Below are 18,346 nucleotides of genomic sequence, written 5' to 3' on the forward strand. Positions count from 1 at the left end.
GGATCGCGGCTCGCCTCGGCCGGGCGCGCGCCGCTAGGTTGCAGGTGTGGACACGCTAACATCGACGCCGGACCCGCTGGACTCCCGCGGGGGACCGGCCAGGCGCGGCGCTGGCCGCCGGACCGCCGCGCGCGAGCCGTCATCCGAGGAAGCCTTGCTGCTGGGCAACAGTGACGCCATCCGGCGCGTCATCCGCGTCGCTGAGGAAGTGGCTCGCAGCGACGTGACCGTGTTGATCGAAGGCGAATCCGGCACGGGGAAGGAATTGGTGGCGCGGCTCATTCACGCGCGCAGCGATCGCGCGGCGCAGCCGTTCATTTTCGTGAACTGCGCCGCGCTGGCCGAATCGCTCGTCGAAGCCGAGCTGTTCGGCCACGCGAAAGGTTCGTTCACCGGCGCGGTCGCCAACAAGCTCGGGCGTTTTCACCTCGCCGACGGCGGCACGCTGTTCCTCGACGAGATCGGAGATCTCGGACCGAAAGGCCAGGGCGCACTCCTGCGCGTGCTCGAAGACGGCGCGTTTCGCACCGTGGGCGGCACGGAGCTGCAGCACGTCGACGTGCGCATCGTGACCGCCACGAACAAGAACCTGCCGCAAGCGGTCGCCGCCGGAAAGTTTCGCGAGGATCTCTTTTATCGCGTGAACATCGTGCCGCTGCAGCTCCCGCCGCTGCGCGACCGGGCCGAGGATATTCCGCTGCTGGTCGAAACCTTTCTCGAGCAGTTCGCCGCGAAGCATCGCCGCCCGCGCAAACGGCTCTCCCCCGAGGCGCTGGAATTGTGCCAGCGTTTCCCGTGGCCCGGCAACGTCCGGCAGCTGCGCAATGTGGTCGAGCGCCTCGTCGTCACCGCGCCGCATCCGCTGATCGCGGCGGACGATCTGCCCGAATCGCTGCGGGTGCATGACCGTCTCGCCAGCGAGTTCACGGTGCGCGTCGGCATGACGATCGCCGAAGCCGAGAAGCTGCTCATCCGGCAGACGCTGGCCCAGCTCACGTCCAACCGCGAAGCCGCCGCGCGCGCGCTCGGGATCAGCCGCCGCACCCTCCAGTATAAGCTGAAGCGATACGGTCTGCTCGGGCCAGACTCGTCCGGGGATGCGACGCCGCCCCAGGCCTGAACGTCTGCTTTGCACAAAAAGGCCGCCGACGTGCAGCTTTTGCACCGAAACGCGGCCAGCTCGGAGGCTCCGCGGCCTCGGTCGTCTTTTCGATTCACCTAGATTGCGAGTGTCGTGCTACTTGCATCATCGTCACCCGCGTCGGCACGGCAGCTGCAATTCCACGGCTGACCATGAGAACACGTCTCGAATCCCTCTTCGCCGCACAGCAAAAGCTCCTTCGCTCTTCCACCTTGCCGCAGGAACGGCAGGTGGTGCTCGACGCGTTGCAGGCGCAGATCCCGGCCCCGGTTCTTGCCCATTTTCTGCGTCTGATCGCGCAGGGCCGCAAGGGCGTCGGCCTCGTCCAGCACGGCGTCTGCTCCGGCTGCCACCTGCGCCTGCCGGCGGGCACGGCTTCGCTGCTGGCGAAGTCGGACGATCTTCATCTTTGCGAAAACTGCGGTTGCTACCTGCTGCTGCCGGCCGACGAAGTCCCGCTCGCGGGCGCGCGCACGGCGCCCGTGGCAACCGCGGTGCGGCGGCCGCGCAAGACGGCGCAACCCGTCGCCGCCTGAACCTTCGCAGGTCCGGCGCCTCCGTCATCCCGGCGATGCGGAGGCGCATTTTTTTCGTTCATCGGGGCCGGTCGGTGACGGAAAATCTCAATCGCCGGACAACAGGTCTGCACCCGGAGTCGTTGACGCGCCCACGGATGCGACGGGAAACTGGCCGGACCACGCGCGGTCATTTCACCCCGACCGCGGGCGAACCACCGCCATCCCGTGCGTTCGATTATCCCCATGTGCTCCTCCCCTCCCCGTCTTCGCGCTCTCCTCGTCCTCCTGCCTGCACTCTTTTTCGCGGCCCCGGCGGGGGCCGCGTCCACCGCGGTGCCGGAGGGCTGGTTTGCCTGGCCCTCGGTCGAGCCGGCCGACGGCTCGGCGCTCGATGCCCGTGCCTGGAACACTGCCCGCGGTGCATCCCTGCCGCGGATACAAATGCAGGACGGCCGCTTCGTCACGCCGGACGGACAGCGCCAGCGCTTCTGGGCGACCAATCTCGCCGCCAACGAAGCCTTCCCGCCCACCCCCGAGGAAGCGGCCGCGATCGCCCGCCGCCTCGCGAAGGCCGGCGTGAACCTGGTCCGACTGCACCACCTCGACAATCCCTGGGCCGTCGGCAAAGGCGGCAGTATCTGGCCCGCCGGCCAGCCGCAGCACCGCGAGCTCGATCCCGGACAGCTCGACCGGCTGCACCGGTTGATGGCGGCCCTGCGCGATGAAGGCATTTATTCGAACCTCAACCTGAAGGTTTCCAAAACCCTCGCCGCCGAGGACGGCTTCGATCCGAGCGTCAGCCGCATCGCCAACTTCCAAAAGCGCGTCGACATCTATGACCGGCGGATGATCGAGCTGCAGAAGGACTACGCGCGCCGCCTGCTCACGACCAAAAATCCTTACACGGGCCTCGCGCCCGCCGAGGATCCGTCGGTCGCCTTTGTCGAGATCAACAACGAAAACTCGCTGCTCGGCTACTGGACGCGCGATCTCGGGCGCGGACTCGAGAAATTCCCCGCCCCGTTCCGCGAAGACCTGCGCGCGCAATGGAACGCCTGGCTGGCGCGCACCTACGCCGACGATGCCGCGCTCGCGAAGGCTTGGAACGCCACCGGCATGAAGCTGGGCGAGGAGACGCTGATCCCCGCCACCGCGAAATGGGAACTGCGCGTGCAGCCCGGCTCGCAAGCCGCCCTCGCGCCAAGCGCCGACAAGGCGGTGCAGGAGTTGAAAGTCGACCGGGCCAGCGGCATCGCGTGGCACGTGCAGGCGTCGCTACGCGGGCTGAAGCTGCAGGACGGCGTGGTTTACACGGTCGAATTCCTCGCCAAAGCGGACCGTCCCCGCCAATTGGGCGTCGGCGTCGGCATCGACACGCAGGCGCGTCCGCAGGACCCGTGGCGCAGTTTCGGGATGTTGGAGACCGTCGAGATCGGCACCGAATGGCAGGTCGTGCGGCTCGCGTTTCCGGCGCACTCGGTCGCGGGCGCGCCCGCCTCGCTCAGCCTCAACGCCGGCCAGGCGCCGGGCACGCTCTCGCTCAAGGAGCTCAAGCTCGTGACCGGGGCGGAAGGCGCCGGCTTGCAGGAAGGCCAGTCCGCCTCCGGAGGCACCGTGCCGCTGCCGCTTGCGCCCACGGCGCGCCAGTGGGCCGACTGGATCGCCTTCCTCGCCGACACGGAACGTTCGTTTGCCGAGGAAATGCGGAGTTTCCTCCGCCACGAGCTTCACGTGCAGGCACCGATCGCGTGCTCGCAGATCGATTACGGCGGGCTGACGGGCATGAATCGCGAGCAGTCCATGGAGTTCGCCGACGCGCACGTCTACTGGCAGCACCCGGACTTCCCGGCCGACGCCGACTGGGATCCGCATCGTTACACGATCCGCAACTCCTCGCAGCTCGACGAACTGAAGGACCGGACGTTCGGCGCCCTCGGCGACCTCGCCCTCGTGCGCGTCGCCGGCAAGCCGTATACAATCAGCGAATACGACCATCCCGCGCCGAGCGAGTTTGTCTGCGAGATGTATCCGGAGATCGCCTCGTTCGCCGCCCGGCAGGATTGGGACGCCGTCTACACGTTCGTCATCGGCGCCTACGGCGCGGCGAACCCGGAAGGCCGCATCGCCGATTTCTTCGACCAGCTGAACCACCCGGCGAAATGGGGCCAGTCGATCTTCGCCGCCGGACTGTTCCGCCATGGGCTCGTGCCGCCGGCGCCCGCGGCCAACGAGCTCAAGCTGGGGCAGCCGCTCTGGGCCGAGCAGCCGCATGCCGAAGTGCTGTGGCGCGCGCTGATTCCCGCCGGACCGCTGAACCTGCTCAACGTGCGCTACGCCGTCAGCGACCGTCCGGGTGCGCCCGGCGCCAAAGCCACCCTCGCGCGCCACGCCCCGTCCGCGCCCGCGCCGATGCCGGTGCGGCTCGCCGCCGGACCTTCGGGACGTCTTTATCTGATCGATGCCGAACAGGCCGCCGCCGTCGTCGGGTTCCTCGGCGGCGGAAAATCCGACGTCGGTCCGCTGCACCTCGCGTGCGAAAAGTTCGGTCGGAATTTCGCAAGCGTCACCGCCCTCGCGCTCGACGGGAAACCGCTGCGCGCCTCGGGTCGCGTGCTCGTGACCGCCGTGGCGCGCGCCAACAACCAGGGCGCCGCCTGGAACGAAGCGCACAATTCGCTCGGCGAAAACTGGGGCCATGGCCCGACGATCGCGGAACACGTGCCGGTCACCGTCACACTCGCCGGGCTCGCCGGTCGCGAGGTGTTCGCGCTGAAGCCCGACGGTTCACGGGGTGCACGCGTCGAAACCGAATCCGCCGACGGTGCGCTGACGTTCGCCGCGCGCCCGGCGTATCAGACGCTTCACTACGAGATCGTGGCGCGGTGAAGCGCCGGCCCACGCAATTTTGTCCAAGCAGCCCCGGCAGCCTGATGCAAAAGAGCCGACGTCACGGCCCGCGTGATCGTCGGCGCAGAGTCGTGGCCCGCGTCGCGTGCAGACGCGACGCGGGCCCTATCAACTCAACCCTTTACAACCCATCAATCGCGCCGGTTCGCGAACTCGCGAATGGCGCAAGTTTCATACGCCGCCTCCACTCCGCTGACCCGCGAGCTCGCGCTGGCCAGCGTGAACGCCCTCCGCGATCTCTTCGATCATCTTGGCGTTGAACCGCGGGATGTCGGCGGGTTTCCGGCTCGTGACGAGGCCCCGGTCGGTGACGACGGTTTCGTCCACCCATTCGGCGCCGGCGTTGCGGAGGTCGGTTTTGAGCGAAGGATACGAAGTGACGCGGCGACCGCGCACGACGTCCGCTTCGATCAACATCTGCGGCCCGTGACAAATGGCCGCAACGGGTTTGCCCGCCGTGAAGAAATGGCGGACGAACTCCACCGCTTCGGGCACCATGCGCAGCGAATCGGGATTCATCACGCCGCCGGGCAGCAGCAGCGCGTCATAGTCGTCAGGATTTGCCCGCTTCAATGGGACGTCGACGTGCAGCGTATCGCCGAAATCGTCTTCGTCCCAGGCGCGGATGGAGCCCTCCTTGGGCGAGATCACATCCGTCTCGGCGCCCGCTTCCTCGAGCGCGGCCCGCGGTTGCTCGAGCTCGCTTTGCTCGAACCCGTCGGTGGCGAGGATGGCGACTTTCTTACCAGTAAGATTTCGTTTCATTGCTCTGATTATTTTTCGGTTTTCGGTTTCTGAACGGAGCAAGCAGCAAGCAAAGGGATCAGGCGGCGCGCGCCGCGGGGCGCGTGACGGAACGGCGGCGACGCGGGGCGCGCGGCGACCAGCCCGCCCACGTCGTGCGAGGCGTTTCCGGCCGAAAAGTTCCCGGCGTCGGACCCGTGGGCGCGGCGGCGCCGAGGCCAAGGCGATGCGCGAGGTTCATCGCATCGAAAGGGGCGAAGGCTTTCGCGTCGTTGTCGAAATAGACATACACATCGCGACCGCCGCGCCGCATCGCCGCAGGCGAACCGACGAGGCGCGCATTCAGCTGCCCCCCGCGACTCCACGCCCGGACCCGCTCGGCCCAGGCGTCCAAGGCTTCGGGCGAATAACCGCTCGCATAGAGCTCGGTGTCGCCGTGCAGACGCACGTAAACGAAATCCGCCGTGACATCCTCCAGCAACGGCCAGTGGCCGGCCGTATCGGCGACGACGGACGCGATCTGGTGCTGCCGCAGCAGGTCGATGAAGGCGGGCGTCTCGAACGACGGATGCCGCACTTCCAGCGCGTGGCGCAACGGGCGATCTTCGACGACGCGGAGCCAAGCCCGCTCCTTGAGTCGATGATCGTGTCGGCGGCCGAGCGCAGCGGCTTCGGCCGTCGTGCGCGGCAGGAGTTGAAAAAACGCGGCCAGCCGTTCGGGATCGAAGCGCGTCATCGGCGGCAATTGCCACAGGATCGGACCGAGCTTCGCGCCCAGACGCAGCACCCCGGAAGCGAAGAAATTCGCGAGCGGCGTCGCGACGTCGCGCAAGCGTTTCAAGTGGGTGATGAAGCGCGGACCCTTGATCGAAAACAGAAAATCATCCGGCGTTTGGTCGTGCCATTTCGCGAAGCTCGACGGCCGCTGCATCGAGTAAAACGTGCCGTTGATCTCGATCGTCCGCACCTGACGCGAGGCAAACGCGAGCTCGCGATGCTGGGCGAGCCCGCGCGGAAAAAAACTCCCGCGCCATGGGGCGTAGGTCCAACCGGAGAGGCCGATGCGCGTTTCCGACATGACCCAGTCTAGCGCGGCGACGGACTTGGGGCCATGGGCAAAAACGGGGGCGAGGGCATGGGACGTCGGCCCGAAAACCGGCCCCGAATCCCGGGCGCTAAATCGCGCCGGTCACGCAGGCGCATGCGCTCCGCGCCGGCAGTTTTCCGAAGGCGTGGCCTCGCTGTCGCCAGCGGGAGTTTCCCCGAGGCCATTCCGGCTCCGCCACGGGAACCAGCTCCCGCGATTGGACCTCCATCGTGCGCACCGTGCGGGCGGCGTCGGCCGCCGCGGCTGAACCCCGCCACGGTGACCTGTTCAACCCTCAACCCATATTCTCATGTCCAAATCCACCACCCTTCAGGAACTCCTCATCGAGGAACTCCAAGACCTTTACAGCGCCGAAACGCAGCTCACCAAAGCCCTCCCTAAAATGGCCAAGGCGGCGAGCGACGAGAAGCTCCGCACCGGATTCGAGGAACATCTCGATCAGACGCACGAGCACATCGCCCGCCTCGACCGCGCGATGGAAATCCTCGAGGCCTCGCCGAAAGGCAAAACCTGCAAGGCAATGAAAGGCCTCATCGCCGAGAGCGAGGAGAAGATCAAAGAAGACGCCAGCGATGCCGTGCGCGACGCGGCGCTGATCGGCGCCGCGCAAAAGGTCGAGCATTATGAGATCGCCGGCTACGGCACCGTCCGCACCTACGCCGAGCTGCTCGGCGAGGAGGAAGTCGTCGAACTGCTGCAGGAGACGCTCGACGAGGAAGCGGAGACCGATCGCAAGCTCACGCAGCTGGCTTCGTCACTCAACCTCAAGCCCAAGGCGGAGGAGGACGACGAGAGCGACGAGGAAGATGACGAGGCCTGAGTTCCCCGACTTTTTCGACTGGACCTGCACGGGTGCGGCGCACGCGCCGCACCCGTTTTCTCGAACTTCCGACTTTATCCGGCACCCGCTGCCGCGTTCGACCCGATGCCAAAGCAGGGTCGAGATCGTTACTTTCTTGTCGCCATGAACGATACCACGTCTCTCACCGCCTCGCGCACGCCCTCGCACGAGGAAATCACGAAGAAAGCCCGCGAGCTTTGGGAAAGCTACGGCCAGCCTCATGGGCGGGACGAAGAAATCTGGCTCGAAGCGGAACGCCTGCTGCAGGCTCCCGAAACGCCTTCCCCCTCGCCTCTGCCCCCCGCGACCGCCGCCGCGCCGGCCACGCCCAGCCCGCTTCCGGCCCGCCGGCCGGCCGGTGCTGCCACGGCCACGCCGCGGTCCGCGCGCGGAAAATCTGTCGCCAAATAGAACGCGCAGCGGCGCGGCCACAGTGCCGCTGCTCGGTGGCGACCGGATGACCAAATAAGGGTTTCCCTGATAAGGCTTCTCGGTGACAAACCGGTCCGGGAAAGGACTATGGGGCAGTGTGGTTCCAGCCCCGCATTCTCATTGCTCCGCAGGAGCGTAGCCCGGGCGTTCGCGTCGCCATTCCCCTCGCGGCTTTTCTCGCGGCCTTCATGCTGCGGGAAAGCCTCGGTCCCTGGCTGGGGCGGGAAATGCCTTTCGCGTTCCTGCTGCCGGCGGTGTTTGTGAGCGCCTGGTTCGGCGGCGTGGCGGCCGGCTTGCTCGCCACCGTCGTCAGCGCGTTGATCGTCTGGGAAAATTTCCCCGCGCTGCTCAGATTCAACGACGCGAGCGAGGCCGCCCGGCTGGGGCTGTTCACGCTCAACGGGTTTATCGTCACGGCACTGTGTGCGGGATTGCACCGGCTTCTCCGCCGGCTGCGCGCTTCGGCTCTCGAGGCTGCGCGCACGATCGAGGCCATGGCGCAAAACGCGCCCGTGCTGATCTGGGCGACGGATGCGGCGGGGCGCTGCCACTACGTCAACCAGCACTGGAGCAGCTTCACCGGTGAAACGCTGCCCGCCGGCGGCGCCGTCGAAAGACCCGGGCGGATTCATCCGGCGGATGTCGCGCGCCACACCGCCATCTCAAAGCAGGCGATCGCCGCGCGCCGCCCTTACGAGGTCGAATACCGGCTGCGGCGTCACGACGGCGATTACCGCTGGTTCCTCGAGCAGGCCGTGCCGCGGCATGGCGAACGGCAGGCGTTCGAAGGCTACATCGGTTGTTGCAGCGACATCACGGAATCGCGCAAGGAGCGCGAGGAGCTGGCTTTCATCAGCCGGCTGCAAAGCGGCCTCGCCGAGTCGCTCGACCTCGATCGTTGCGCCGAGCTGCTGGCGCAGTCGTTCCTGCCGCGGCTGGCCGATTGGTGCTCCATCCAGCTGGTCGACGATCACGGCGAGCTCGAATGCGTGCGCATCCAGCACTTCGAACGCGGGGCGATCACCGGCCGCGCCGCCGAAAAACTCGACCGGTTCGCCGCCGGCATCGCCCGCTCCGGCGAGCCGCAGCTGATTCAGGCCGGCGACCCGGCCGTGCTGGATGTGGTCGCGTTCGACGGCCCGCATCGCGAAAAGCTGGGCCGGCTGCCGTTCGTATCCTATTTGGGAATACCATTGCGGGCGCGCGGCCGCATCACCGGCGTGCTGGCGCTCGCCACGGCGGAGTCCGGCCGGAGCCTCGATGTGCCGGCGCAGCGGCTCGTGCAAAAGATCGCCGGACTGGCCGCGCTCGCGCTGGAAAACGCCCGGCTGTATCGCAGTGCCCGGCAGGCGCTCGCCGCGGAGGAACACGCGCTGCGCGAGATGCAGCGGAGCGAGCGCCGGTTCCGCTTCATGTGGGAGGCAAACATCTTCGGCATCGGCACGATCTCCCGCGCGGGCCGGATCCTCAGCGCCAACTCCGCGCTCGCCACCCTGCTCGGCTACACCCGCGAGGAAATTGCCTCCGGCCGAGCCAGCCTCGGGGAACGCACCCCGCCGGCGTGGCGCTCCGTCGACGAACGCGCCAATCTCGAACTGCAGCTCACCGGTCGCTGCACGCCATTCGAAAAGGAGTTCGTGCGGCCCGACGGCTCCGTGGTGCAGGTGCTGGTCTGCGGCAGCCTGCTGCCGGAGAGCGAGGAGTGCATGACCTTCGTGCTCGACCTCACCGCCCGCCGCCATGTCGAAGCCGAGTTCGAACGCCAGCAGACGCTGCTCCACACCATCGTCGACGCGATGCCCGCCATGGTCGCTTACGTCGATACGCAGGAACGGGTCTGCCTCCATAACGAGAAATACCGGCAATGGTTTGAGGTCCCGGCCGACGCGATCGAGGGCCGCACCATTCGCGACCTGCTCGGCGAACCGGCCTACCAGCGCGTCGCGCCCTATCTGCACGCCGCGTTGCGCGGACGAAACATGCGCCACGAAACCACGCTGCGCACCGCCGATCGCCAGCGGCACCTGATCGCCTCGTATCGCCCGCATCTCGATGCCTCCGGCCACGTGCGCGGCATCGTGATTCACGCCTACGATATCACCGAGCGGAAGGAAACGGAGCAGGCGCTGGCCGATGCGCTCCTGCGCTATCGTTTCCTCGCCGACGCCATGCCGCAGATGGTGTGGACTTCGCTGCCGGACGGACGGCTCGACTACGTGAACCATCGCTGGCTGGAGACGACCGGCATGACCGAGCTCGCGTCGCTCGGTCGCGACGGCTGGCTCGACGCCGTCCATCCCGACGACCGGGCGGCCACCGGCGAACTCTGGCAACGCGCGCTGCGGGACCAGGGAACGTTCCAGCACGAATGCCGCGTCCGCTGCGGCCCGAGCGAGGAATGGCGCTGGCACCTGGTGCGGGCGCTGCCGCGGCGGGACGATCAGGAAACGCTGGTGCAGTGGGTCGGCAGCGCGACGGACATCGACGAACTGCGGCGGGCCTATGCCGAGCTCGCCGAGGCGCGGACCCGCCTGAAATCTCACGCCGACGAACTCGAAGCCCGCGTGCGGGCGCGCACGGCGACCTTGCGGGAGGCCAACGCCGAGCTCGAGGCCTTCACGTATTCAGTTTCCCATGACTTGCGCACGCCGCTGCAGTTCGTCCGCGGGTTTGCGGAAGCGATCCGCGACGACGCGGGCGGGTCCCTCTCTCCGGAGAACCGCGACTATCTGCAGCGGATCATCCGGGCCGCCGCGCGGATGGACACCATCATCCAGGACCTGCTCGGTTACAGCCGGCTCGCCCGCGCGGAGATGCAGCTCGTGCCGGTTCCGCTCCACGACATCCTCGCCGATGTCCTCGCGCACCACCATGCCCCGATCAAGCAGAGCGGCGCGTCGGTCCAGTTGAGCCCCGATCTTCCCGCCGTGATGGCCGACCGCACCGGTTTGTTTCAGGCCCTCTCGAACCTGATTTCCAACGCGCTCAAGTTCTCCCGGCCGGATTGCGCGCCGTCGATCACCCTGCGGGCGGAAACCAAGGACGGCCGCGTGCGGCTGTGGGTGGAGGACGACGGTATCGGCATCGATCCGCGGCATCACGAGCGGATCTTCCAGCTCTTCGAACGCCTGCACAGCGCAGCCGAGTATCCGGGCACCGGCATCGGACTTTCGCTCGTGCGCAAAGCCGTCACCCGCATGGGCGGGCAATGCGGCGTCGAATCCGCCCCCAACGCCGGCGCCCGCTTCTGGATCGAATTTCCCGCGGCGTGCCCGGCTCCCTTGCTCTCGCATGCATCACCTTGATCCGATCCTGCTCGTGGAGGACGAGCCCGACGCGATCACCCTGCTGCAATACGCCTTCGCCCGGGCCGGAATCCGCCATCCGATCCACACGGTGAATGACGGGGAGGAGGCGATCGCCTACTTGCGCGGCGACGGCCGCTACGCCGACCGGACGGCGCATCCGCTGCCGCAGTTCACGCTGCTCGATTTGAAACTGCCGCGTTGCTCCGGCATCGAAGTGATTCGCTGGATACGGGAGACGCCCGCAGTGCGCGCGCTGCCGGTGATCGTGCTCACCTCGTCGAAGGAGCGGTCGGACGTGCGTCGCGCGTATGCCGCCGGCGCGAACTCTTACCTGGTCAAACCCTCCTCACTCGAGCGCCTGGTCGAGGTCGCCGCCGCTTTTCGCGACTACTGGCTGCTTCACAACGAGCCCGCGCCGCGGTCGGGCGCGGAGTGAACCCGCGCGCAGCGCTCAACCGGTGAATTCGGCCATGCCCGCCGGCTCGGCTGCATCGAGTCGCTTGCGCCAGCGGTAGAGCGTGGATTTGTCGATGCCGAGGATGCGCGCGGCCTGCTCGTAACTCTCGGCCCGCGCCGTCACCTGCCGGATGTGGGCCTCGATCAACGCGTCGAGCGTCACGAATTGTCCGACCTGCGGCAGCAGGGTTTCGTCGCGGCCCGACAGCTCGCTGAAATCGGCCGTGTCCAGCCATTCGCGGTCGCACAGAATCGCGGCGCGCTCGATCACGTTGCGCAGCTCGCGGAGATTGCCCGGCCAACTGTAGGCCAGCAGGGCCTCGCGCGCGGCAAGCGTCAGGTCGCGCCGCCGGCCCCCCAGCGAACGGCCGATCTGCTCGAGGAAAAACTCGGCCGTGGGCACGATGTCCTCGGGCCGGTTGCGCAGCGGCGGCATCTCGAGCGTGATGACGTTGAGCCGGTAGAACAGATCCTCGCGAAACGCACCAGCGGCGACGAGCTGCCTCAATTCGCGATTGGTCGCGGCGATCACGCGGATGTCCGCGCGGTGCGTGCGCGTTTCCCCCACCCGCTCGTAGCAGCGCTCCTGCAGCAAGCGCAGCAGCTTGGCCTGCACGGAGAGCGGCAGGTCGCCCACCTCGTCGAGAAACAGGGTGCCACCTTCCGCGGCCGCCACCTTGCCGGGCGCGTCGCTGACCGCGCCGGTGAAGGCGCCGCGGACATGGCCGAACAACTCGCTCTCGAGCAACTGCGGCTGCAAGCAGGGGCAGTTCACGTTGACGAAGGGCCGCGTCCGCCGGTCGCTGCGCGCATGAATCGCTCGCGCGAGGACGGATTTGCCCGTGCCATTTTCGCCCAGGATCAGGATCGAGGCTGGCGTGGGAGCGACGCGCCAGGCGACCGACAGCACCGCTTCCATGGTGGCGCTCTGCGTCACGAACCGCGCGGCCTCGCCTTCCGGCACCGCCGGTGCGCTGGCGGCGGGTCGCGCGAGCCGAAGCAAATGGCCGCGGAACGCATCGACGTCCACCGGCTTCGCCAGGGTCTCGTTCGCGCCGGCGGCGCGCGCTTCCACGGCTGCCGCCGCATCCGGCACGAGCGCGAGCACGGGCAGCTCCGGCGCACGTTCACGCAGCGCGTTCAGCCAATCGCGCGGCGATTCCGTCCGAGCCGGATCCCAGTCCAGCACGGCGGCGGCGAAAGCGGCGAGGTCGCCCCGCGCGTCAAGCTCGTGACGGCTGGCCAGCGCGACGGGTTCCTCGGCGGGATCCGCAACGCCAAACGCCAGCATGCGCCGCAGCGTGTCATTGGCTCCAAGCAAAAGCAGCTTCATGCGGGGCGAAGAAGGCGGGGGCGTCATCAGCCGTTGATGATTTCGCCGCCATTGGGGTGCAGCACCTGCCCCGTCATGAACGAGGACTCCTCCGAGGCGAGGAACACATAGGAACCGGCGACCTCCTCGGGTTCGCCCGCGCGCTTCATCGGGACGTCCGTCCCGAACTTGGCAACCTTCTCCTTGGAAAACGTCGCCGGGATCAGCGGCGTCCAGATCGGACCCGGCGCCACGGCGTTCACCCGAATGCCGCGGTCGGCGACCGACAGCGCAAGCGAACGCGTGAACGCCACGATCGCGCCTTTGGTGGCGCTGTAGTCGAGCAGATGCGCGCTGCCGCGATACGCGGTCACCGAGGTGGTGTTGATGATCGCCGCGCCTTTTTGCAGATAAGGGAGCGTGGCGCGCGAGAGGTAGAAATAGGCGAAGAAGTTGGTGCGGAAGGTCCGCTCGAGCTGCGCGTCCGAAATGTTTTCGATCGACTCCTGCGGATGCTGCTCGCCGGCATTGTTCACGAGGATGTCGATGCCGCCGAACTTCGCGAGCGTGGCCGTGACCATGCGCTCGCACTCCTTGGAATCGCCCACATCGCCGGGAAGCAGCAGGCAGGCGCGCCCATGCCCTTCGACATATTTGCGCGTGCTGACGGCGTCGGTCTGCTCCTCGAGAAAACCGATGGCCACGTTCGCGCCCTCCTTCGCGAATGCGAGCGCGACTGCGCGGCCGATGCCGCTATCGCCACCGGTGATCAACGCGGTCTTCCCCGCCAGCCGGCCGCTGCCCCGCAGATTCGGATTTTCGCTGATCGGCCGCGGCGACATCTCGGACTCGAGACCGGGCTGATGGGACTGCGTTTGTTCGGGGCGGTGTTTGGGACCGGAAGATTTCATGTGGCTGATAGCCACATTATCGCGTCTTCCGTTCACATCCGGAATGGGGCGATCGACGGATCGCTTGCCCGGACGATCTCTGAGTGGGGAGCGCAAGCTTAACGCATGGTCGCTTGCGTCCTAGACCTGATCCCCGCGGAAACCGCAGCGCGAGCGCGAGGGCCGGGCCGCACCTCTGACGATGGGGTGTTCGTCAGCGGGGTGAGTGCGACCCGGCCACCGACTCTCTGGCTAAGAAGATATCGGATCGCGGAGCGCGGACCAATCGGGTCGCAGCTCCAGCGATGGCTGGGAAAAAACCCGGGCGACCGTCATTTCGTCAGACAATCCCCTCGCTCTTCACCCACTGAATCGCGTGCCGCACGAGCTCGGTGCCGCTCTCGAGACGCAGCTTCAGCTTCAAGTGCTCGCGGTAGGAATCGATGGTTTTCACGCTGAGATTGAGCTTCGAGGCGATCTGCCGCGTGCCATAACCATTGCCGATGAGTTGGAACACTTCCATCTCGCGGTCGCTGAGTGTGTCGATGGAGAACACCACCTCTTCCTTCCGGTTGTTCACGAGACGGTGGAGCATCTTCTCCTTCATCTTGTCGCTGAGGTAGAGCTCGCCCGAGAGCACGCGCCGGATGGCAGTGAGGATCTTCGCGCTCGCCTCGTGCTTCATGATGTAGCCCTTCGCGCCGGCGCGCAGCGCGCGCTCCGCAAACAGACTTTCATCGTGCATGGACATGATGAGCACCGGCATCTCGGGCCGCAGCGCCTTCAGGTGTTTCATCAGCTCGATGCCACTGGTGGTCTTCAGCGTGATATCCACCAACGCGACATCCGGATTGAGCTTTTGAATCATGTCGATGGCAACCGGGGCACTGTCAGCCTCACCGCACACCGTGAGATCGCGTTCCTGGTTGATCAGGACGGCGACGCCTTGGCGCGTGATGGGATGGTCATCGACCAGAAAAATTCGACTCTTGGTCGGCGTCGCGTTCGCCGTTGGGGCCGTGGTATCGGGGTCGGAGATCGTTTTCATTTCGAAGAGACAGTCGTAAACAGAACGCTCACCTGTGTTCCGCGTTCCGGGGAAGATTCGATGGAAAAGGTCCCACCAATCATGTTCGCCCTATAGTTCATCAATCGTAAGCCAGCGCCGGAAGCGGTTCCCGGTGCATCTACCTGGAATCCCCGGCCATCGTCCCGGATAACGAGCCGGTGCTCGCGGTCGCGGGTGGTCAGCGTCACGAAAACCTGGCGGGCGTGACCGTGACGCACCGCGTTGTGAATCGCTTCCTGCGTGATGCGGTAAAGGTGGACGGCGCTCAGGTGAGCGCAGTTCGGCGGCGGGCCCTCCATGCGGAAACGGCAGTCGATGCCGTGCAGCAGCTGCGCCTGATATGTGAGGTCCTCGATCGCGGAGGCGAAGCTGGCCTTTTCCAGTTGCACCGGACAGAGACCGCGAGCGAGCGCGCGCGTCTGCGAGACGGAGTCGCTCGCGAGCCGGGCGATCAGGTCGGCGTTCTCCACCTCGTCCGGCGCCGCTTTTTTGAGCCGGTCGCGCAATGCGGCGGCGAGACACGCCATGCCCGTGAGCTGCTGGCCGAGACCGTCGTGCAGATCGGCACCGATGCGTTGCTGCTCCGCGTCGCTGATCGTGAGCAACCGTTGTTCGAGCCACCGGCGCTCGGTGACATCGCGGCCGAAGAACGTCGCGCCCGCCGCGCGATCGGCGTCGGCCGTGATGAAAAATTCCACCTGCCACTCGCGATTTTGGGATTGGCCGGAAAGCGTGAAACTCGCGGATTCGCCGCGGAGCGCTTCGGCGACCGGGCCCGCGCTCGGCGGAAACCGTTCGGCGAAACTCGCGCCGAGGAGACTCTCCGCGGTGAGGCCCATGCGTTCGAGGGCGGTGCCCTGCACCTCCACGACCTTGCCGGCGGCGTCGAGCCGCCCGGCGACGGCGGGCAGGCTGCGCATGACGCTCGCGAGCAGTTGCGCGTGCCGGTTGCGCTCCGCCTCCGCTTCGATGCGCGCGGTGATGTCGATCGCGGCGAACCCCTGCAGGCGCTCGCCATGGGTGTCCACCATCCCGAACGAATTCACGATCCAGTGCCGCCCGTCGTAGGCATACGGCCACGACTCGACGGCGGAGGACGGGCCGGCCGGCGGTTGCAGGTGCTCGCTCTTGAAGAAGCGGGCGAAGAGATCGTTTTGAAAAAGCAGCCGACCCGACTCGTCGCGAATGCACACGGCGCACGGCACGCTGCGCATGAAAAGCTCGAGCTGCTGCTGGCTCTGCCGCAGCGCCGCGGTCATCGCGGCCTGGCGCAGCGCATAACGGATCGCGCGCTCCAGCTCGGTGCTGTTCAACCCGGTTTTGCACAGATAATCGGCGGCGCCCGCCTGGGAAGCCTCGACGTCGACCTCCGCGCTGTCATGGCCAGTGAGCAGGATGATCGGCATCTCGCAGCCGCACGCCTGCGCTTCCTTCAACAGGTCGATGCCGGTGCCGCCGCCGAGACGATAATCGAAGAGCGCCACGTCGTGCCCGCCTTCGCGAATCGCCTTCTGGCCCGCCGCGAAATTCGAGGCCCATTGCAGGTGGTAGCTGCCCGTGCCATTGCGCCCGAGCAGGAATGACAGGTAGCGGAAATCGTCTTCGTGATCTTCCACCACGAGAACATTGATCGGTTTGGCAGGAGCCGCAGTGGGCATGAAAAACAAAAGGTGGATCGTCAGCGCCGCTCCGGAATCGCCCGCGGGACGAATCGAGATTTCCCGGTGACTCCGCTGGTCAGAAAACCCGATGCGCTGTTTTGAGTAAGTGGCAACACTCAGAGGAAACCTTACGGGATTCCCCGATCGACGAATCGGAAAACCCTTCCGGTGCGTCCGGCCACAGACCCCCCGGGCGGCGGTTTGTTCGGCGGTATTGCCGTTCCCCGGCGGAGATCGACCGTCAGGCGGCTTTCTTCGCTTTTGTTTTACGAGCTGTAGGGGCTTTCGCCGGCTTCTTCTTGCCGCCGCCGGCTTGGGCCAGGCTTTCGCGCAACACGGCCGCGAGATCGATGACCTTGGTCTGCTTGCGCGCCTTCGGCGCCGTCGTGGTCGTCCGGCCGCCATGCTCGATCTTGTCCTGAATCAACGCCATGAGCGCCGAACTGTAATCGTCCGTGTAGCGCGCCGGCTCCCACTTTTCCGTCATCTGCTCGACCAGCGCCTTCGCCATGTCCAGCTCACGCCGCCGCGGTTGGTTTTTCGAACTGGGAATGTTGAGTTCGGCGACGTCCACGAGCTCGTCCGCAAAGTGCATCACTTCCAAGACGAGCGCATCGTCCTGGGCCTTCACCGCCGCGAGGTGCTGGCGCGTGCGGATGACGACTTTGGCGATGCCGGCCTTCTTCGTGTCGGCCAGCACGTCGTGCAACAACGTATAGGCCGGCACGCCGCCCTTGTCGGGCACCAAATAATACGGCTTCTGGAAATACATCGGATTCACTTCCGACAGCTGCACGAAATCCATGATGTCCACCGTCTGCGTCGCTTCGATGTCGACGCGTTTGAAGTCCTCGTCCTTCAGCACCACGAACTTGCCCTTCTCGTATTCGTAGCCCTTCACGATCTGATCCCACGGCACCTCGCGCCCATCGGTCTGCGCCACGCGCTTGTAGTTCACCGGACTCAAGTCGGAGGCGCGCAGCAGTCGAAACGACAGCTCCTCCCGCCGCGTCGCGGGAAAAAGCGAAACGGGGATGTTCACCAGTCCGAAACTGATCGAGCCTTTCCAGAGCGAACGCATCCGGCACGTTACGCGAAAGACGCGCCGGCGCCAGACCGCCGGCCCCCGAGCGACTCCCGGGAGCAAGCTCGTAGGTAAATCTCCGATACGCCGCCGCTTCGAGGCCCGATGCGGCCACGGGCATTCGACGCGATGGTGCGGACCGCCGGGCCGGGTAGATTGCGGCTCCGGCTCGTTTTCCACCCAACCTTTTGCCAAGACTTATGAATATCAACGATCCCACTTCCGGACGGCTGTTTGTGCACGGCCAAGGCACCGGCGGCGTCGGTCGCGCCGACATCGAGCGCCGCGCCCGCGAACTCGCCGCCATCGACGGACGCTCCGGCGCCGAAATCACCGACGACGATCTCGCCCGCGCCCGTGCGGAGCTGCTCGGTCTGCAACTTCCGGCCACCACCGCCGAGGACAACGAGGCGGACGCCGGTCTCAACCGCGATCCCAGCGACCCGCCGAGCGTGAGCGGCCACGAAACGCCGTTGCGCGAAGGCTCCGACCCCGAGAAAGCCCTCGAACGTCTCGCCCTCGAAGGCGTCGAGGAAGCGCAGCACGAGCAAATGCTCGCTGCCCGCCGGCGCGAACGGCAGCTCGACGAGGAGGAGCGCCGCTCCTGAAACCGAAGCCACGACGCGAGCGGCACTTCGATCATTCAACCAACGGCCCGCCAACCGCGTGTCATAAATTCAACGACGAATTCGCTTTTTTTGAACGCTTCCGACCTCACCGCGTCTTTCTCGATGTGTGTTAGGTGTTACGTTCTTTTTAGTGTAGTTCATAGTTTGTAGTTAAAGTCGGCAGGGGCGCTGGTGATGAGCCAGCGCCCTTACTGTTTTTGGGGCGAAAGCTTGCGCCGCCGGCGGGCTTGTCTGTTCCCGCCGCTC

General features: G+C 66.4%; 15 protein-coding genes. 8 read left to right on the forward strand and 7 right to left on the reverse strand.

From position 1 onward, the window contains the following. The first annotated feature begins 154 nt into the window (after nt 1-154). The 3 genes from AC6RV7_RS03635 (at nt 155) to AC6RV7_RS03645 (ending at nt 4,545) form a co-directional block, all read left to right on the forward strand. The gene (locus AC6RV7_RS03635) at nt 155-1,120 is read left to right on the forward strand and encodes a sigma-54 interaction domain-containing protein (protein ID WP_500092542.1); all 966 of its coding nucleotides are present in this window, start codon (nt 155-157) and stop codon (nt 1,118-1,120) included. A 173-nt stretch (nt 1,121-1,293) separates the two neighbouring features. Beyond that, nucleotides 1,294-1,677 (forward strand): C4-type zinc ribbon domain-containing protein, encoded by a 384-nt coding sequence (locus AC6RV7_RS03640; RefSeq protein ID WP_500092543.1) that lies wholly within the window; start codon nt 1,294-1,296, stop codon nt 1,675-1,677. Nucleotides 1,678-1,902: 225 nt separating this feature from the next. Beyond that, nucleotides 1,903-4,545 (forward strand): hypothetical protein, encoded by a 2,643-nt coding sequence (locus AC6RV7_RS03645; protein WP_500092544.1) that lies wholly within the window; start codon nt 1,903-1,905, stop codon nt 4,543-4,545. 192 nt (nt 4,546-4,737) lie between these two features. Here the strand turns inward: AC6RV7_RS03645 and AC6RV7_RS03650 are convergent, their stop codons facing one another. Further along, on the reverse strand, nt 4,738-5,331 hold the full coding sequence (locus tag AC6RV7_RS03650) for a type 1 glutamine amidotransferase domain-containing protein (protein ID WP_500092545.1): 594 nt from the start codon (nt 5,329-5,331) through the stop codon (nt 4,738-4,740). A 58-nt stretch (nt 5,332-5,389) separates the two neighbouring features. Continuing rightward, nucleotides 5,390-6,388, reverse strand: coding sequence for a DUF72 domain-containing protein (locus AC6RV7_RS03655; protein ID WP_500092546.1), 999 nt, complete (start codon nt 6,386-6,388; stop codon nt 5,390-5,392). A gap of 319 nt (nt 6,389-6,707) precedes the next feature. On the opposite strand from AC6RV7_RS03655, the gene AC6RV7_RS03660 reads away from it, so the two are divergent. The 4 genes from AC6RV7_RS03660 to AC6RV7_RS03675 all read left to right on the forward strand — a co-directional run bounded on the left by AC6RV7_RS03660 (nt 6,708) and on the right by AC6RV7_RS03675 (nt 11,435). Further along, nucleotides 6,708-7,238 carry a ferritin-like domain-containing protein gene (locus AC6RV7_RS03660; protein ID WP_500092547.1) on the forward strand — a complete coding sequence of 177 codons (531 nt, stop codon included), beginning with the start codon at nt 6,708-6,710 and terminating at the stop codon, nt 7,236-7,238. Nucleotides 7,239-7,382: 144 nt separating this feature from the next. Next, nucleotides 7,383-7,670, forward strand: a complete 288-nt coding sequence (locus tag AC6RV7_RS03665) for a DUF2934 domain-containing protein (protein ID WP_500092548.1) — start codon at nt 7,383-7,385, stop codon at nt 7,668-7,670. Between the two features lie 116 nt (nt 7,671-7,786). Continuing rightward, nucleotides 7,787-10,996: a PAS domain S-box protein gene (locus AC6RV7_RS03670; RefSeq protein ID WP_500092549.1), complete on the forward strand. Its 3,210-nt coding sequence runs from the start codon at nt 7,787-7,789 to the stop codon at nt 10,994-10,996. Further along, nucleotides 10,983-11,435 carry a response regulator gene (locus AC6RV7_RS03675; RefSeq protein ID WP_500092550.1) on the forward strand — a complete coding sequence of 151 codons (453 nt, stop codon included), beginning with the start codon at nt 10,983-10,985 and terminating at the stop codon, nt 11,433-11,435. Before AC6RV7_RS03670 ends, AC6RV7_RS03675 begins: the two co-directional genes overlap by 14 nt. Nucleotides 11,436-11,450: 15 nt before the next feature. On the opposite strand, the gene AC6RV7_RS03680 is transcribed toward AC6RV7_RS03675, so the two are convergent. From AC6RV7_RS03680 to ku, 5 genes are all read right to left on the reverse strand, one after another. Then, complete coding sequence (locus AC6RV7_RS03680) at nt 11,451-12,788, reverse strand: sigma-54 interaction domain-containing protein (RefSeq protein ID WP_500092551.1); 1,338 nt, start codon at nt 12,786-12,788, stop codon at nt 11,451-11,453. A 26-nt stretch (nt 12,789-12,814) separates the two neighbouring features. Further along, on the reverse strand, nt 12,815-13,678 hold the full coding sequence (locus tag AC6RV7_RS03685; protein WP_500092552.1) for an SDR family oxidoreductase: 864 nt from the start codon (nt 13,676-13,678) through the stop codon (nt 12,815-12,817). Between the two features lie 319 nt (nt 13,679-13,997). After that, nucleotides 13,998-14,705 (reverse strand): response regulator transcription factor, encoded by a 708-nt coding sequence (locus AC6RV7_RS03690; RefSeq protein ID WP_500092553.1) that lies wholly within the window; start codon nt 14,703-14,705, stop codon nt 13,998-14,000. Then, complete coding sequence (locus AC6RV7_RS03695; RefSeq protein ID WP_500092554.1) at nt 14,702-16,384, reverse strand: hybrid sensor histidine kinase/response regulator; 1,683 nt, start codon at nt 16,382-16,384, stop codon at nt 14,702-14,704. The genes AC6RV7_RS03690 and AC6RV7_RS03695 overlap by 4 nt, the downstream gene beginning before the upstream one ends. A gap of 244 nt (nt 16,385-16,628) precedes the next feature. Next, the gene (gene ku / locus AC6RV7_RS03700; protein WP_500092555.1) at nt 16,629-17,468 is read right to left on the reverse strand and encodes a non-homologous end joining protein Ku; all 840 of its coding nucleotides are present in this window, start codon (nt 17,466-17,468) and stop codon (nt 16,629-16,631) included. Nucleotides 17,469-17,671: 203 nt separating this feature from the next. Here ku and AC6RV7_RS03705 point away from each other — a divergent pair, with 203 nt between their 5' ends. Continuing rightward, a complete protein-coding gene (locus AC6RV7_RS03705; protein ID WP_500092556.1) occupies nt 17,672-18,079 on the forward strand; it encodes a hypothetical protein in 408 nt (135 codons plus the stop codon). Nucleotides 18,080-18,346: the final 267 nt, after the last annotated feature.

The sequence above is a fragment of the Opitutus sp. sgz309028 genome (assembly GCF_059821195.1).

Excerpts from the sequence above, each read along its gene's own strand:
- AC6RV7_RS03660 (WP_500092547.1), top strand. The coding sequence starts at position 6,708 with ATGTCCAAATCCACCACCCTTCAGGAACTCCTCATCGAGGAACTCCAA.
- AC6RV7_RS03675 (WP_500092550.1), top strand. The coding sequence starts at position 10,983 with ATGCATCACCTTGATCCGATCCTGCTCGTGGAGGACGAGCCCGACGCG.
- AC6RV7_RS03640 (WP_500092543.1), top strand. The coding sequence starts at position 1,294 with ATGAGAACACGTCTCGAATCCCTCTTCGCCGCACAGCAAAAGCTCCTT.
- AC6RV7_RS03645 (WP_500092544.1), top strand. The coding sequence starts at position 1,903 with ATGTGCTCCTCCCCTCCCCGTCTTCGCGCTCTCCTCGTCCTCCTGCCT.
- AC6RV7_RS03695 (WP_500092554.1), bottom strand. The coding sequence starts at position 16,384 with ATGCCCACTGCGGCTCCTGCCAAACCGATCAATGTTCTCGTGGTGGAA.
- AC6RV7_RS03685 (WP_500092552.1), bottom strand. The coding sequence starts at position 13,678 with ATGAAATCTTCCGGTCCCAAACACCGCCCCGAACAAACGCAGTCCCAT.
- AC6RV7_RS03665 (WP_500092548.1), top strand. The coding sequence starts at position 7,383 with ATGAACGATACCACGTCTCTCACCGCCTCGCGCACGCCCTCGCACGAG.
- ku (WP_500092555.1), bottom strand. The coding sequence starts at position 17,468 with ATGCGTTCGCTCTGGAAAGGCTCGATCAGTTTCGGACTGGTGAACATC.
- AC6RV7_RS03655 (WP_500092546.1), bottom strand. The coding sequence starts at position 6,388 with ATGTCGGAAACGCGCATCGGCCTCTCCGGTTGGACCTACGCCCCATGG.
- AC6RV7_RS03705 (WP_500092556.1), top strand. The coding sequence starts at position 17,672 with ATGAATATCAACGATCCCACTTCCGGACGGCTGTTTGTGCACGGCCAA.
- AC6RV7_RS03650 (WP_500092545.1), bottom strand. The coding sequence starts at position 5,331 with ATGAAACGAAATCTTACTGGTAAGAAAGTCGCCATCCTCGCCACCGAC.
- AC6RV7_RS03680 (WP_500092551.1), bottom strand. The coding sequence starts at position 12,788 with ATGAAGCTGCTTTTGCTTGGAGCCAATGACACGCTGCGGCGCATGCTG.
- AC6RV7_RS03690 (WP_500092553.1), bottom strand. The coding sequence starts at position 14,705 with ATGAAAACGATCTCCGACCCCGATACCACGGCCCCAACGGCGAACGCG.